This window comes from Gracilibacillus massiliensis (genome assembly GCF_001458115.1).
Classification (GTDB): Bacteria; Bacillota; Bacilli; order Bacillales; family Amphibacillaceae; genus Gracilibacillus; species Gracilibacillus massiliensis.
In genome coordinates this window covers 1,110,972-1,127,488 of record NZ_CZRP01000013.1, presented here as the reverse complement: position 1 = coordinate 1,127,488, position 16,517 = coordinate 1,110,972, and the positions used below count along the sequence as shown (strand labels likewise).

At 38.3% G+C, this 16,517-nt stretch carries 11 protein-coding genes and 1 pseudogene; 10 read left to right on the top strand and 2 right to left on the bottom strand.

Features of this window, described 5'->3' with window-relative positions:
• Positions 1 to 76 precede the first annotated feature (76 nt).
• From BN3107_RS17165 to BN3107_RS17120, 10 genes are all read left to right on the top strand, one after another.
• Positions 77 to 1,369 carry a sugar ABC transporter substrate-binding protein gene (locus tag BN3107_RS17165; RefSeq protein WP_082631351.1) on the top strand — a complete coding sequence of 431 codons (1,293 nt, stop codon included), beginning with the start codon at positions 77 to 79 and terminating at the stop codon, positions 1,367 to 1,369.
• A gap of 67 nt (positions 1,370 to 1,436) precedes the next feature.
• Positions 1,437 to 2,753 (top strand): carbohydrate ABC transporter permease, encoded by a 1,317-nt coding sequence (locus BN3107_RS17160; protein WP_058308839.1) that lies wholly within the window; start codon positions 1,437 to 1,439, stop codon positions 2,751 to 2,753.
• Positions 2,753 to 3,595, top strand: coding sequence for a sugar ABC transporter permease (locus BN3107_RS17155; RefSeq protein WP_058308838.1), 843 nt, complete (start codon positions 2,753 to 2,755; stop codon positions 3,593 to 3,595). The genes BN3107_RS17160 and BN3107_RS17155 overlap by 1 nt, the downstream gene beginning before the upstream one ends.
• 24 nt (positions 3,596 to 3,619) lie before the next feature.
• Positions 3,620 to 4,678 carry a glycoside hydrolase family 53 protein gene (locus tag BN3107_RS17150; RefSeq protein ID WP_058308837.1) on the top strand — a complete coding sequence of 353 codons (1,059 nt, stop codon included), beginning with the start codon at positions 3,620 to 3,622 and terminating at the stop codon, positions 4,676 to 4,678.
• Positions 4,679 to 4,705: 27 nt separating this feature from the next.
• Complete coding sequence (locus tag BN3107_RS17145) at positions 4,706 to 6,754, top strand: beta-galactosidase (protein ID WP_058308836.1); 2,049 nt, start codon at positions 4,706 to 4,708, stop codon at positions 6,752 to 6,754.
• 933 nt (positions 6,755 to 7,687) lie between these two features.
• On the top strand, positions 7,688 to 8,452 hold the full coding sequence (locus BN3107_RS17140) for an IclR family transcriptional regulator (RefSeq protein ID WP_058308835.1): 765 nt from the start codon (positions 7,688 to 7,690) through the stop codon (positions 8,450 to 8,452).
• A gap of 14 nt (positions 8,453 to 8,466) precedes the next feature.
• Positions 8,467 to 9,615 carry a galactonate dehydratase gene (dgoD, locus tag BN3107_RS17135; protein WP_058308834.1) on the top strand — a complete coding sequence of 383 codons (1,149 nt, stop codon included), beginning with the start codon at positions 8,467 to 8,469 and terminating at the stop codon, positions 9,613 to 9,615.
• A gap of 11 nt (positions 9,616 to 9,626) precedes the next feature.
• Positions 9,627 to 10,580 (top strand): sugar kinase, encoded by a 954-nt coding sequence (locus BN3107_RS17130; RefSeq protein ID WP_058308833.1) that lies wholly within the window; start codon positions 9,627 to 9,629, stop codon positions 10,578 to 10,580.
• Positions 10,581 to 10,594: 14 nt separating this feature from the next.
• On the top strand, positions 10,595 to 11,218 hold the full coding sequence (locus BN3107_RS17125; protein WP_058308832.1) for a bifunctional 4-hydroxy-2-oxoglutarate aldolase/2-dehydro-3-deoxy-phosphogluconate aldolase: 624 nt from the start codon (positions 10,595 to 10,597) through the stop codon (positions 11,216 to 11,218).
• Positions 11,219 to 11,234: 16 nt separating this feature from the next.
• Positions 11,235 to 14,330, top strand: a complete 3,096-nt coding sequence (locus BN3107_RS17120) for a glycoside hydrolase family 2 TIM barrel-domain containing protein (RefSeq protein ID WP_058308831.1) — start codon at positions 11,235 to 11,237, stop codon at positions 14,328 to 14,330.
• A 148-nt stretch (positions 14,331 to 14,478) separates the two neighbouring features.
• Here the strand turns inward: BN3107_RS17120 and BN3107_RS17115 are convergent.
• Positions 14,479 to 16,242: pseudogene (locus BN3107_RS17115) on the bottom strand (vitamin B12-dependent ribonucleotide reductase); the annotation flags it as partial.
• Between the two features lie 120 nt (positions 16,243 to 16,362).
• Positions 16,363 to 16,503 (bottom strand): hypothetical protein, encoded by a 141-nt coding sequence (locus tag BN3107_RS19915; protein WP_156416125.1) that lies wholly within the window; start codon positions 16,501 to 16,503, stop codon positions 16,363 to 16,365.
• Positions 16,504 to 16,517: the final 14 nt, after the last annotated feature.

The window sequence follows — 16,517 nt, the reverse complement described above, 5'->3', positions numbered from 1 at the left end:
TATCTATCAAGTTGAAATCGCTTTATAATAAAACTTGTAAAGATAATTAATTTAATTTATTAAGGAGGTCATGAAGTTGATTAAAAACAAAACTTTATGGGGTTTATTATTAATGGTATCATTTGTTCTCTTACTTGCAGCATGTGCACCAGAACGTGAGGGAGCAGAAGAAGCTACAGAAAATGAAAGTAGTAGCGAAGAGAATAATGAAGAAAGTCAAAGTACAGAGGAAGATAAGCCAGAAGAACTAGTAGTATGGATTAATGATGAAGATATTGCAGAAGAAGTATCAACCCAAATGTTTGATAAATATACAGAAGAAACAGGTATTGAAATTAAATATGAACGGGTAGCTATTCCAGATCAAGTTCAAGAATTATCTTTAGCTGGTCCAACTGGTGACGGTCCAGATTTATTTTTCCAACCACAAGATAGTCTAGGGGACATTGTGGCACAAGGTTTAGCAATGCCAATTGAGTACACGGATGAGGAAGCGGGCGCTTTTACAGATGTGGCAATGGACGCGTTCTTGTATGAAGGCGAAAACTACGGTGCTCCAGTAGCAATTGAAACATATTTTGCTTTTTATAATAAGAGTTTAATTGACACTGCTCCAGAAACAATTGATGATGTGCTAGCTATGTCACAAGACTTGACAAATCCAAGCAATGATGAATATGGATTTTTAATTTCACCTGAATTCTACTATTTATATTCCTTTATGAACGCATATGGTGGTTATGTATTTGGTGAAGAAGGCGGAGTATATGACCCTACAGATATCGGATTAGATAATGAAGGATCTATCGAAGGTCTACAGAAATATAAAGAATTTATTGATGAAGGTTTGCTACCTAAAACGTTAACAGTTGACGTTTTAGATGGATTGTTTAAAGAAGGAAAAGTAGGAATGGTAGTTAGTGGTCCTTGGAATATGCCAATTTACAAAGAAGCTCTTGGTGATGATCTAGCTACTGCACCACTACCAAAAATGAACGGTGAAGTGGCACCATCTTTTGTAGGTGTGAAATCTTGGTTAGTATCTTATTATAGTGAGAATCAGAAATGGGCAACAGATCTTGCTAAATTTATGACGAATGATGAAAACTCTCAATTGTACTATGAAGTTACGGGTGAATTACCACCAAGACCTGAAATCTTAGATGCAGTGGAAGATCCAATCTATGCAGGTTATACCGAACAAGTTCCACATGGTACTTTAATGCCAAATGTCCCTGAAATGTCACCAATTTGGGACATGGATATTGCGATTGAATTGATTAACAATGGTTCAGATGTAGAAAGTGCTGTTAAAGATACTGTTCAATCTATTAAAGATAAAATTGGTACGATGGGTACTTCAGAATAAGACGGAAGAGTGGAAAAGATGTTTCTTTTCCACTCGACCATTTATGTATATGAAAGAGGTGGAATAGATGGCTCAAAATGAAGAAAATAATGGACATCTACCAAAGAATCAGAAAAAATTAAATCCGAATGTTGCAATGGTACTATCCATTTTATTAGCCGGATTAGGACAAGTATATAACAAGCGCTATATGAAGGGAATTTCTTTTATAATTTTGGAAATTGCCTTTATCTTAGCGACTTTTGATTTTCTTTGGTTAGGTCTGTGGGGAATTACTACGTTAGGTACCATTCCTGGTGTCGATCACTCTATTTATTTGCTTGTATATGGAATTGTCTCCTTGCTTTTAATAGCACTGGCAGCTGTTTTTTATGTGTTTAATGTGATCGATGCTAAAAAGCAAGCACAAAAAATTAATGATGGATGGGTTGTTCCAGGTATTAAACAATCGCTCCAAAATCTCTATGATAAAGCATTCCCATATATTATGACTGCTCCGGGATTAGTACTATTAATCTTTACAGTTGTATTTCCGTTGCTATTTGCGATTGCTTTAGCTTTTACAAATTATGATTTGTATAATTCACCACCACGTAATTTAGTGGAGTGGATTGGCTTTGGCAACTTTATGGATTTAGCTACAGTGCCCATTTGGCAGAATACATTTGCAAGTGTTTTTGTTTGGACGATTGTTTGGACAATTGTAGCTACTTCGTTTCAGATTGTCGTTGGATTAATCCTTGCTGTTCTTGTAAATGATAAACGTGTAAAATTTAAGAAAACAATTCGAACAATTCTCATTTTACCGTGGGCAGTACCGGCGTTTGTCTCCATTCTCATTTTTGCAGCGATGTTTAATGACGAATTTGGTGCAATCAATCGAGATATTATTATTCCATTGATAGGTGGGGATGGACTGCCGTGGCTGACAGATCCTTTTTACACAAAAATAGTCTTAATTATGATTCAGACATGGTTAGGTTATCCATTTGTATTTGCCTTATTTTCAGGGGTTCTTCAAAGTATATCCTCTGAGTGGTATGAAGCAGCAGAAGTGGATGGGGCTACAAGATGGCAAAAATTCCGCAACATTACGTTGCCACACGTTTTATTTGCGACTGCTCCATTATTAATTATTCAATATACGACAAACTTTAATAATTTTAATATTATTTATTTGTTTAATGAAGGTGGACCAGCTGTGCAAGGGCAAAATGCCGGAGGTACTGACATCTTGATATCTTGGGTATATAAGCTAACATTTGAAACAAACGATTACAGTATGGCTGCAGCTATTTCATTAATCATTGGTTTAATGGTTTCGATATTTGCCATTTTCCAATTTAGACGAACTAAATCATTTAAAGAGGAGGGTAATATATAATGAGTCCAAAGTTAAAATCCAATTTAGAATTATTGGGCATCTATGCAATCTTTGCGTTTATGTCCGTAATCATTATATATCCGATTATTTGGGCATTAGGAATGTCGTTAAACCCTGGAAATAGTTTATACTCGGCAACCATTATCCCGGAAAATTGGTCCTTCGAACATTATAAGTGGTTATTTACAGACCCTAATAGTAATTATTTACTATGGTATAAAAACAGTATGATTGTGTCCGGTAGTACAGCTGTGCTATCTGTTATCATGACGTCTTTTGTAGCATATTCTTTTTCCAGATATAACTTTGTTGGGCGAAAATCTGGATTATATACGTTTCTTATTCTACAAATGTTCCCTGTTATGATGGCGATGGTAGCATTGTATATCTTCCTGCATTTAATTGGTCTGCTTGATTCATTAACGGGTTTAATTCTGATTTATATTGGTAGTCAGATTCCATTTAATGCCTGGTTAGTAAAAGGGTACTTAGATACGATTCCAAGAGGATTAGATGAAGCTGCAAGAATTGATGGTGCTGGACACTTTACAGTATTTATTAAAATTATAATGCCTTTAGCTAAACCGATTTTAGCGGTAGTAGCGCTCTTTAATTTTATGACACCGTTATTTGATTTTATTCTACCTTCGATCATTTTAAGGAGTCCTGAAAATTTCACGATCGCTCTAGGCTTGTTTAACTTTATTAATGATCAATTTTCGAATAATTTTACCAGATTTGCAGCTGGTGCTATTTTAATAGCCATACCAGTAGCAATTATTTACTTGTTTTTACAACGATTTTTAATATCAGGTTTAACTGCAGGTGGTACAAAAGGATAATTATTTGCATGGAGGAAGTTAATTATGACACAAGAAAAATTTATTAAGGGTGTCGATTTGTCATTTGTTGATGAAGTGGAAACAGAGGGCGGCGTTTATTATGAGAATGGAAAGCCTGCCGATGTAATCGATATATTGCATCGGGCAGGAGTTAATGCTGTTCGACTTCGCTTATGGCATACACCCACTGGGGGATATACTAATCTAGAAAGAACGTTGAAAATGGCAAAAAGAATAAAGGAATACGATATGGATTTTTTGCTAAATTTTCATTATTCCGATTATTGGGCAGATCCTGGTAAACAAACGAAGCCTAAAGCATGGCAATCATTAAGCTACGATGAGTTAGTAAAGGCTGTCTATACGTATACAAAAGAAGTCATTGAAGCATTTGATAAAGAAGATATACTACCTGACATGGTGCAAATCGGTAACGAGATTACAAACGGCATGTTATGGGAAGAAGGTAAAATATATAAAGAAGAAAATAGCGAGAAGGTTGAAAACTGGGACGGTATTCTACCGCTTATTAAAGCGGGTCTTGATGGAGTAAAGGCTGTCACTAGAGAAGAGAATACGGTTAAAACAATGATTCATATTGATCGCGGCGGAGATAATGCAGGGACTCGCAAATTTTATGATCAAATCAAGGATTATGAACTCGAATACGATGTGATCGGTTTATCCTATTATCCTTGGTGGCATGGACCCTATGAAGATTTTGAAGCCAATTTAGCGGATACAGCTAACCGTTACCATAAAGAGATCATGGTAGTCGAAGTCGCATATCCATGGATTGTACCGGATGAGATTCCAGTAGTGGACGATGCACCAGATTTCCGTGAACATCTCGTACCAGGGTTTCCTGCTTCAGTGGATGGACAGAAAGCTTATTTAGAAAAACTGATAGAAACTGTCAAACAAACCCCACACAACCTAGGAACAGGCATCTATTATTGGGAGCCCTGCTGGATTCCTTCTAAACAGGAGTGGTCAGTAGGTCATGAAAATAATTGGTCTCATTTAACCCTTTTTGACTATGAAGGCAATAAATTAAAAGGGCTTAATGCATTTATAGACTAAAACAACAGGAAAGAGTTAGGTGATAATATGAAATTCAATCCAGTAAGTGAAAAAATACCAAAAATGCTGCATGGAGCGGACTATAACCCCGAGCAATGGGTGAAGTATCCGGAGGTATTAAAAGAAGATATTCGATTAATGAAACTAGCAAATTGTAATGTAATGTCTGTCGGGATTTTCTCATGGGCAAAACTAGAACCAGAAGAAGGCAAGTTTACCTTTGAGTGGATGGATAAGTTACTCGATACTTTTCATGAGAATGGTATCTATGCTTTTCTAGCAACACCAACTGGTGCTAGACCTGCATGGATGTCGGAAAAGTACCCCGAAGTTTTACGTATAGGTGCAAATCGTGTACGAAATCTGCACGGTATGCGTCATAATCACTGTTATACGTCACCAGTCTATCGAGAAAAAACGAAAATAATCAATAGCAAACTAGCGGAACGGTATGCAGATCATCCAGCAGTAATTGGCTGGCATATCTCGAATGAATATGGTGGCGAATGTCATTGTGATTATTGTCAAGATGCATTTCGTAACTGGTTGAAAGACAAATATAAAACATTAGATGCTTTAAATGATGCTTGGTGGACAACGTTCTGGAGTCATACGTACTCAAGTTGGTCTCAGGTAGAGTCACCTGCACCACATGGTGAGACGATGGTCCATGGACAAAATCTAGATTGGAAACGTTTTGTTACGGCGCAAACATTAGATTTTTATCGTCAAGAAGTGAAACCTTTAAAAGCGGTTAAGCCAGAAATGCCCGCAACAGCTAACTTTATGGAGTTATTCGAAGCATTAGATTATTCCAAAATGGCAGATGATATTGATATCATCTCTTGGGACTCCTATCCAACATGGCACGATACACAGGATGAAAATTTTCTTGCGGCTTATACAGCGATGAATCACGATTGGTTCCGTTCTTTAAAAGATGGCCAGCCTTTCTTGTTAATGGAAAGTACACCAAGTTTAACGAACTGGCAACCGATTAGTAAGTTGAAAAAGCCTGGTATGCACGCTTTATCTTCGCTTCAAGCAGTGGCCCATGGTTCAGATTCGGTTCAATATTTTCAATGGCGAAAAAGTCGTGGATCGAGTGAGAAGTTTCATGGTGCGGTAGTTGATCATGTCGGACATGAACATACCCGTGTTTTCCAAGATGTGAAGAATTTAGGTGAAGATTTATCTAACCTGGATGAAGTAGTGGGAACTACTGTGAACGCAGAAGTAGCGGTTATTTTTGATACCGAAAATCGCTGGGCGGTAAAAGACGCTCAGGGACCACGGAATAGTGGTGTTTACTATGAACGTACTGTAGTTGAACATTACCAAGCATTTTGGGAACAAGGGATTGCAGTAGATGTGATTGATTCAGAAAAGGACCTCTCTAAATATAAGCTTGTTGTAGCACCAATGTTATATATGGTGAAACCTGGTGTTGGCGAGCGCATTCAGCAATTTGTCGAAAACGGTGGAACTTTTGTTACTACCTATTGGTCTGGTATTGTTGATGATCATGATTTATGCTTTATCGACGGTTTTCCTGGACCATTGCGTAAAACGTTAGGCATCTGGTCTGAAGAAATTGACGGTTTATATGATGGAGAAACAAATCAAATAGAAACTGTCGGGAACAATCAATTAGGAATTAACGGACAGTACGAAGCAAGGGAATTATGTGACTTGATCCATCTTGAAGGTGCAGAAGCATTGGCCTATTACGGTAATGACTTTTATGCAGGACGTCCCGCTTTAACAGTTAATCAATTAGGTGAGGGCAAGGCATATTATATAGCTTCAAGAAATGATCATGCCTTTCATCAAGACTTTTTTGTTACATTAGCGAATGACTTGCAATTGAAGCGAGCATTGAACGGTCCGCTTCCAGAAGGTGTTAGTGCACAAGTTCGAACCGATGGCAAAAATGAGTTTGTTTTCCTGATGAACTTCTCTAGTCAGGCTAAAGAACTTAATTTGGATCAATCGTATCAAAATATATTAACAAATAAGCAGGAAGCTGGAAAAATCACAATAGAACGCTTCGGTGTAACGATATTGAAAAAATAACCGTCAAAACGAGCATGCTCAAATAAGAGTAGTGCTCGTTTTGTATATAAAAAAATAAAATGATTATCGTAAAGTTATATCACGACTGAACAAAAACAGGATTACGCGACATAACTTAGGAGGTAATTTTGAGAGTTTATTTATACTTTGTAACCGCTCCGGCTTGCCCGTTTTCCTTTCCGCGGGTTTTTACCCTAAGCTAACTTTTTAAGCAAAGTGCGCTTAAAAAGTGGATCTTAGGGTAAAAACGTCCCGCAGGAGTGAAAAGAGGCCACTGAAAAACCCCCTTCCTTTTTAATCAATAAAAATACAATCCCAAAATTCATACTAAATATCATATGAAAGTGGGGAATAATATGCATTTTCAATAGTGTTTCGGGGGTTAAAGTGGGGAAAATAATTTCCATAATATGTTTTTCAGTGGCCTCGAGTGAAAAAGGCCGCCTACGTTTGTTAATGCTTTACAACTAAAGTCATAATAAAAATGTTGGCTTTATTACATATCGATCATAAATGGGTTCAAGAATTACTTATCATTATTAGCAATATAAGCTTATATTTGTAACAATCAAAAATACTAGCATTTGCAACAGTTGTAGAGTTCCACTAAGCGTAGGCGGCCACTTCCACTCCTATGGGATCATTTTCCCTGAAGATCGACTTTTTCGAGTGGTTTTCGCTTGAAAAAGTTAGCTGAAGGGAAAACCCCATGGAAAGGGAAGTGGGCAAGCCGAAGCGGTTATCACAAACATAAAACCTTTCAAAATTACTACCTAAGTTATATCGCATCATCCTACTTATGTGTCTCAAGGTTTATAGAGTTTGCTATTTGCTGATCGATACTTGACGAGAGAGGGAGGGATTAGGTAAACTATAAGTGTTCCAAGATGAAGAATATTGTTCCGTATTATGGAACGTACAGGGAGAATTATTATGTCACAAGTACAATCTGTTGAACGCACATTATCTATTCTCGAATTATTAGCAGAATATCCAGAAGGACTTCGTATATCCGAAATAACGGCACAAATGAACCTTGCCAAAAGCACGATTCATCGCTTGTTACAAACACTAGTCAGTAGAGGTTATGTCCACCAAAATTCAGAGAATGGACACTATCAACTAGGGACACAGTGTCTTGTTTTAGCAAGTTCGTTATTGAATCATATGGATATACGTACCTTAGCAAAAGACGCATTACAGGCATTAGCAAAACGTTCTGAAGAAGTGGTCCACCTTTGTATTCATGATAAAAATGAAGTCGTTTACATCGATAAGGTAGAAAGTAATCAAACACTTCGCATGTATTCGCAAATTGGTCGCCGTGCCTACATGCATTGTACGGGGGTAGGAAAAGCAATATTGTCCGATTTTTCCGAAGCAGAAATCGATGAATTAGTAGAGGAAAAAGGATTGCCTGTTTTTACTAATAACACGATTACCACGAAGGAAGCATTAAAACAAGAACTAAGAACGATTAAACAACAAGGCTATGCCATCGATGAAGAAGAACATGAAAATGGCATTCGTTGTATTGCGGCACCGGTCTTTGATCATGAAGGCAAGGTAGTAGCTGCTATTAGTATTGCTGGTCCAGTTGAGAGAGTGACGAAGAATAGAGTTAACGGGGAATTAGCGAGTGAAATTTTAAAACAGAGTAAGTATATATCTAATAAATTAGGACATATCAAACAATAGAAGGGATGGAAGTTATGAAGATTACAAAAATTAATACATTTATAGTCTCACCAAGATGGTGTTTTGTAAAAGTGGAAACAGATGAGGGAATCACAGGTTGGGGAGAACCCGTTGTCGAAGGACGTGCCGCTACTGTCGAGGCTGCAGTGCTTGAATTAGCTGATTATCTAATCGGTAAAGATCCACTTAAAATTGAAGATCACTGGAATGTCATGTATCGTGCTGGCTTTTATCGTGGAGGTCCGATCCTAATGAGTGCAATCGCTGGTCTTGATCAAGCACTATGGGACATTAAAGGAAAATACTTTAACGCACCTGTTTATCAACTTTTAGGTGGTGCTTGTCGTGAATCGATTCGGGTCTATTCATGGATTGGTGGCGATCGCCCGAGTGATGTCGGAAGTGCTGCGAAACAGGTAGTGGATGCAGGGTTTACAGCAGTGAAAATGAATGGAACAGAAGAAATGCAATATGTTGATTCCTATGAAAAAATTGATCGAGTGGTAGAACGAATTGCTTCTGTTCGTGAAGCAGTTGGGGATTATGTCGGAATTGGTATCGACTTTCATGGAAGAGTTCATAAACCGATGGCAAAGATTCTGGTAAAAGAGTTAGAGCCATTTCGTCCGATGTTTATTGAAGAACCTGTGTTGCCAGAAAATAATGAAGCTCTTGCTGAAATAACCAAACATACAAGTATTCCGATTGCTACTGGTGAACGTATGTATTCTCGTTGGGACTTTAAGCCTTTATTTGAAGCGGGTTATGCCGATATTATTCAACCAGATTTATCACATGCAGGCGGGATTACCGAAGTGAAGAAAATTGCCTCAATGGCAGAAGCATATGACATTGCTGTTGCCCCACATTGTCCATTAGGTCCGATTGCTTTAGCGGCATGTCTACAAGTTGATGCAACGGCACATAATGCTTTTATTCAAGAGCAGAGCTTGGGTATTCATTATAATAAAGGAAACGATTTGCTAGATTATATTACCGATAAATCCGTATTTGATTATCAGGATGGCCATGTCAAAATTCCACAAGGACCTGGATTAGGCATCAATATCAATGAAGAAAAAGTGATCGAAATGGCGAAAGAAGGTCATCGTTGGCGAAACCCGGTATGGCGTCATAAGGATGGAACGGTTGCAGAATGGTAGGAGGGATTTCAATGGATGTCGTAACAATAGGGGAAAGTATGGCATTATTCACGCCGGATACATCTGGAAAAATGAGATATGCAACAACTTTTTCCAGAAAAATTGCTGGTGCCGAAACAAATGTGGCGATTGGTTTGCAACGTTTAGGTTATCAGACAGGCTGGATTAGTCGAGTTGGAGATGATGAGTTAGGTCAAGCACTTGTCTCATTTATAAGGGGCGAGGGTGTTGACGTTTCACAGGTTACTCGTGATGAAAAGGCATCAACCGGTCTTTATTTTAAAGAATTACGAAAAGCAGATGATGTCAGGGTTTATTATTATCGTGCGGGATCAGCAGCAAGCAAATTAGAACCAGAACATATTGATGAACAATATATTGCAAGCGCAAAGTACCTGCATCTTACCGGGATTACACCTGCTTTAAGTGAAACGTGTTATCAAACGATTATGCATGCTATCGAGATAGCAAAAAAACATGGGGTCACTATTATTTTTGATCCTAATATTCGTGAGAAACTTTGGACTTCGAAGCAAAAGGCGAGAGATGTTCTGTTAGAAATTGCTTCAGAAGCAGATATCGTTTTGCCAGGGGTTAGTGAAGCAAAATTCTTCTTCGGTGAAAAAACAATTGCTGAATATGCGCAGCTTTTTAAAGCAAATGGTTCCTCCGTTGTTATTTTAAAAGAAGGAAGTAAAGGTTCACATTATTATACAGAGAATGAAAATGGATTTGTAGCTAGCTTCAGAGTTGATCAGGTTATCGATCCGATTGGAGCTGGAGATGGCTTTGCAGCCGGTGTTATTTCAGGCTTATTGGAAGAATTACCACTAGAAGAGGCAATTGCGCGTGGAAATGCGATCGGTGCTATCGTGACGATGGTAAACGGAGATGTTGAAGGGTTACCAGATAAAGAAGAGATTGACCGTTTTCTTCAAGACGATAAAGAAGATGTAAACAGGTAGAGGAGGAACCAACTATGGAAACCTTACAAAAGATTTATGAAAATAAACTAGTTGCAATTATTCGTGGTGTGCCATCTCATCATGTGTTGGATGTAGCAAGAGCTCTTTATCAAGGTGGTATCAAAACGTTAGAAATAACAGTGGACACACCGAATGTATTACAAGCAATTACACAAGTTAGAGAAGAGTTTGCAGATGAAATCATTGTTGGTGCTGGAACCGTATTAGATGCGGAAACAGCTAGAGCCGCGATCATGGCGGGCTCACAGTTTATTTTTTCACCGACAGTTGATATCGATACGATTAAACTAACAAAACGATATGGTGTTGTTAGTATCCCAGGTGCGATGACACCGACAGAAATATTAACTGCCTATGAAAATGGTGGGGATGTTATCAAGGTATTCCCTGCAACCGTTTTAGGTCCTAACTATTTAAAGGATATTAAAGGTCCGTTACCACATATTCCTTTGATGCCGACTGGTGGCGTCAATATTGACAATATATCCGACTATTTTAAAGTTGGAGCAGTTGCTGCAGGGCTAGGGAGTGCTTTAGTGAAAAAGCAAGATTCCTATACAGCAGAAGATTTAGCTGCATTAACAGAAAGAGCAAAGCAGTTTGTCAGTCAAATCTAGAACAGGAGTGAACAACATGACAAAAGACTGGGAACAATTGTCTGTTCTACATCGAAATCGTGAAGATGCGAGAGCGTATTATATCCCTTTTTCAAATAAAGAAACAGCAAGGACTCATCAAAGAGTTCATTCTGACCGGTTTCAATTATTAAATGGTACTTGGAAATTTGCCTATTTTGAAACCCCACAGGAAGTGCCTGAGCATATTGAGGAATGGGATCAATTAATAGTTCCTTCTAATTGGCAAATGCATGGTTATGGCATACCGCATTATACGAATAAGCAATATCCGTTTCCGATTGATCCGCCTAACGTACCGACAGAAAACCCAACCGGTGTTTTTCAACGAGAATTTGACATCGATTCCTCATGGGAGCAGGAACAAATTTTCTTGCGATTTGAAGGAGTCGATAGTGCCTTTCATCTTTGGATAAATGGAAAGGAAGTCGGTTATAGTCAAGGAAGCCGTATCCCTGCTGAATTTGATATTACTAACTACATAAATGTTGGAAAGAATACCGTTACAGTTAAAGTGTATCAGTGGTCAGATGCTAGTTATATCGAAGACCAGGATATGTGGTGGCTAAGTGGTATTTTCCGTGACGTCTATTTGTTAGCACGCTCCAAATATCATGTCAGAGACTTTTTTGTTCAAACCGTGTTAGATGATCACTATAAGGATGCTTCATTGCAAATAGAAACCGTTTTGAATGATCGCCCAACAGAGGATTACCAACTGCAATATCAATTATTTTCGGCAGATGGTTCCCTTGTGAATGAAAAAAAAGTAAAGGCTTCAGAAGAATTTGCACACATGGAGATTTCTAATCCACATAAGTGGTCTGCGGAAGATCCATATCTTTATCAGTTATTTATTTCTTTGTTAAAAGACGGGGAGCTTGTCGAAATCATCCCTGAAAAGATCGGATTTCGATCTGTCGAATTAAAAAAAGGTTTAATGTTAGTTAATGGTAAAGCGATTAAACTAAAAGGGGTTAACCGTCACGATCATCATCCTGATCACGGAAAAGCGGTACCGTTAGATTGGATGATCGAAGATATTAAGATGATGAAGCGACATAATATTAATGCCGTACGAACGGCGCATTATCCTAATGATTCTCGATTTTATCAACTCTGTAATGAATACGGACTTTACGTTATTGATGAAGCAGATTTAGAATGTCATGGCTTTGAATATATCGGACAGCCTCATTTAATCAGTGATGATCGGGAATGGCAAGAGGCTTATCTCGATCGTATGATTCGGATGGTAGAACGAGATAAGAATCAACCTTCTATTATTATGTGGTCATTAGGGAACGAGTCAGGATATGGAAAAAATCATGATGCGATGTATCAATGGGCGAAGGATCGGGATCCATCGAGGCTTATCCATTATGAAGGAGAATGCCGTACCATCATGAATACAAGTGATAAAGATCCACAAAATGATCCCGTTTCATCTGACGTTTTCACAACCATGTATACCGACATCGATATATTAGAACGACTAGGCAAAAAGGATTTTCTGAAGACACCACACATTGTGTGTGAATATGCACATGCGATGGGGAACAGCCCTGGGGCATTGAAGGAATACTGGGAGACCTTTTATCAATATCCTCGCCTTCAAGGTGGTTTTGTATGGGAGTGGATGGACCACGGTATTAGAAAAACAACAGATGATGGCAAAGAATATTTTGCATATGGTGGCGATTTTGGTGATCAACCCAATGACTCCAACTTCGTAATGGATGGACTTGTTATGTCGAATCACACACCATCTCCTGCATTACTCGAATACAAAAAGATTCTGGAGCCTGTTAAGATAGATTTGATTAACTGGCAATCACAGAAGCTTCAGATTACCAATCGTTATGATTTCATTACACTTAATCATCTCAACTTAGTATGGACACTTGAGGCAGATGGGAAAGTAATAAAAAACAGTACACAAGCCCTTGCCGATATTAAAGCTGGTGAAACAGAAGAAGTAAATATACCTTTTTCATTACCTGAGAAGGCAGATTTTAAGACCGACTATTATCTCAATGTGAAAGCAGTATTAGCAGGAGATACCAATTGGGCTGAAACAGGATATGAAGTAGCATGGTCCCAGTTCGAGGTGCCAGTAAATTCTGTAGGAAAGCCAATTGAACGAGTACAAAAAGGACAGTTGCAAGTAAAGGAAGAACAAACTTTCATTACAGTGAAAGGTAATAACTTTACTGCAACATTTAACAAAATAAATGGGTTACTAGATAAATGGTTGATGGAAGGTTCAGCTATGATCAACGAAGCACCTAAATTGAACTTCTGGAGAGCACTAATTGATAACGATATCTATGAAACCAATCAATGGAAGCCTGTTAGTAATAAAAAATACTGGGAACAATATGGAGTACATTGGTTGCAACATCGATTAGATGATTTCACATATGATATCCAATCGGATCAGAAGAAGGTTGTTGTTAAAGCAACAGTACGTATCGCACCACCAAAATTGGCATGGTCATTATCAGTTGTATATACCTATGAAATATTCGCAAGCGGAGATATTACAGTGTCAGTGGATGGTGCTTTTTTAGGCGATATTCCAGAAACATTGCCTCGTATCGGGTTGCAAATGAAAATACCTGGTGTTATGGATCAGGTGAAATGGTATGGAAGAGGACCAGGTGAAGCATATGTAGATAGCAAACAAGCTAATCGATTCGGTATATGGACAAGTAATGTAGATGATTTATTTACGAACTATGCGGTACCGCAAGAAAATGGTAATCGACATGAAGTTAACTGGATGTCGATTTCTAGTAATTCCTATGGCTTATTGGCGATTGGTCAACCAAAATTTGATTACAGTGCACATCGATATCCACTCGAAAATCTTGATCAAGCAAGACATACGTATGATTTAGTGAAACAGGATGAGATTACTTTAAACATAAATTATCAACAACATGGCTTAGGCTCAGCAAGTTGTGGACCAGACGTATTAGAGAAATATAATCTAAAAACCGACAATTTCCAATTCAACGTGCGATTAGTACCATATCAGACACATGATAATCCGGTTCATTTAGCTAAAACGTCTATCATGGACATGTAAATCATTTTATTGGCCACTTTTGATGTATTACTGGCCACTTTTAGACGGTTATTGGACACTTTTAATACTTTGCTGGACACTATGCACGGTTTATTGGACACTAACAAAAATCCCCCCTCGCTTCAAAATTTAGCGAGGGGGATTTTGATTATAGACCGCATTTCAATTGTGCACCACAGTTGGTACATGTGTTACAGCCGCCAATGTCTTCGATGCTTCCTTGGCGACAAACTGGACAGGTATCGCCAACTTCAGAACCGATCGACATATCTGTCTTATCAAGCTCATTGACTGTATCGACGATAACCACTTTCTTTTCTTCTTCTTCAAACAATTCCGTTTGTTCAGAACGGTTGTTTTCCTCTGCTTTGAGTGTTAAAACTTGGGAGTCACGGCTTCCGTCGACATAAACCGTACCACCTTTAGCACCTCCACGATAGAGACGACGGTATACTTGTTCTACTTGATCAACTTTATAGCCTTTTGGTGCATTTACTGTTTTGGAAATCGAACTGTCTACCCAACGTTGAATCACGCATTGCGTATCAGCGTGTGCTTCTGGTGATAGACTCATTGCCGTTACAAACCATTCTGGTAAATGGTCAGGGTCCTGATCAGGATTACGATCCAGATATTCTTGAACAATATCTGCTTTTACTTCGATAAATTTACCTAAACGTCCACTTCTATAGTAAGTAAAGGAGAAGTATGGTTCAAGTCCTGTTGACACACCCACCATTGTACCTGTTGAGCCTGTTGGGGCAACGGTTAATAGGTGAGAGTTTCGAATACCATATTTCAACACACCTTCTCGAATATCTTCTGGCATTGATTGCATATAGCCGGTAGATATGAAGTTTTGGCGTAAGCTTTGTGTTTCTTCTTCCGTTTCTCCGATTAGGAATGGAAAACTTCCTTTTTCTTTTGCCAATTCGATTGATGTGCGATAAGCAGTTGTAGCAATCACTTCAAAAAGTTGATCGACTAACTCGTTACCTTGCGTAGAGCCATATTCTGTTTCACAATAGATTAGTAAATCGTGAAGTCCCATCACGCCTAAACCGATACGACGTTCACCTAAAGCTTGTACTCGATTTTCTTCTAAGAAGTAAGGTGTTGAATCAATTACGTTATCCTGCATACGTACACCGATTTCAACGGTTTGTTTTAATTTTTCGAAATCAGGAGTTTTACTATCTTTATCTGCCACATTCGCTAAATTCACAGCTGCTAAATTACATACAGAAAATGGTGCGAGTGGTTGTTCTCCACATGGATTGGTTGCTACTACTTTTTGTCCATAAGCTGTTGCATTTGTTTTATTGTTGGCGTTATCGATAAAGAAAATGCCAGGTTCAGCAGAATAGGTCGCACAAACGTTAATTAAATCCCACAGTTCTTTTGCTTTGATACGCTTGTACACTTTCACACCAAATCCGAGCTTTTCCCATTCACGAACATCACCAAATTCATGCCAATGTTTATTGTAGTAATCCATTTCTTCTTCCGTATAATTTTCTACATCTGGAAAACGAAGATCATATTCCTGATCGTTTTCTACAGCTTCCATGAATTCGTCTGTAATACAGACAGAGATATTAGCACCTGTTAAAAATTCAGAGTTATGAACAGAATAGGAGCCGCCATCTCTTAATTCAGCTTCAGCTTTTTCAATGTTGGCATCTGTGAAACCACCTTGACCAGGCATATTTTTAAAATTCACAACACCTTGATAAAGTTGTACTTCATCATTCGAAAGTGGTGTGAAATTTAACTTGTCGCTTGCTAATTGCTTGATGGTTTCATCTTCGGTATTTTCCATTAAATATCGTAAAATTCTTGGGTTTTGCATCTTAGAGATGATAAATTCAATCACATCAGGATGCCAATCGTTTAACATGATCATTTGAGCCTAAAAAACGTTACGTTGATTCGTTACATCAACTCTCTAGGTCACCCTAGAGTTCAGACCATATCTTGTATCTAAATAATAGATACCCTCGCGCTTCGAAAGCACTTGCTTCCTACTCTACTACCTTCCACGAATAACGTGTGGTTTCGCTGGTCGTTGAACCTTCTCCATTTCACAGGAGCTTGGCTGCTGATTGTCTTTTTCAACTTGTTGTTTTTGAGCATTCACGTTTACTGTTTCCAGTTGCGTTGTAGCCAACAAGTTAAAGAGTTCCC

Coding starts and splice junctions, on each gene's coding strand:
- BN3107_RS17150 (WP_058308837.1), top strand. CDS start 3,620: ATGACACAAGAAAAATTTATTAAGGGTGTCGATTTGTCATTTGTTGAT.
- BN3107_RS17140 (WP_058308835.1), top strand. CDS start 7,688: ATGTCACAAGTACAATCTGTTGAACGCACATTATCTATTCTCGAATTA.
- BN3107_RS17155 (WP_058308838.1), top strand. CDS start 2,753: ATGAGTCCAAAGTTAAAATCCAATTTAGAATTATTGGGCATCTATGCA.
- BN3107_RS17120 (WP_058308831.1), top strand. CDS start 11,235: ATGACAAAAGACTGGGAACAATTGTCTGTTCTACATCGAAATCGTGAA.
- dgoD (WP_058308834.1), top strand. CDS start 8,467: ATGAAGATTACAAAAATTAATACATTTATAGTCTCACCAAGATGGTGT.
- BN3107_RS17160 (WP_058308839.1), top strand. CDS start 1,437: ATGGCTCAAAATGAAGAAAATAATGGACATCTACCAAAGAATCAGAAA.
- BN3107_RS17130 (WP_058308833.1), top strand. CDS start 9,627: ATGGATGTCGTAACAATAGGGGAAAGTATGGCATTATTCACGCCGGAT.
- BN3107_RS17145 (WP_058308836.1), top strand. CDS start 4,706: ATGAAATTCAATCCAGTAAGTGAAAAAATACCAAAAATGCTGCATGGA.
- BN3107_RS17125 (WP_058308832.1), top strand. CDS start 10,595: ATGGAAACCTTACAAAAGATTTATGAAAATAAACTAGTTGCAATTATT.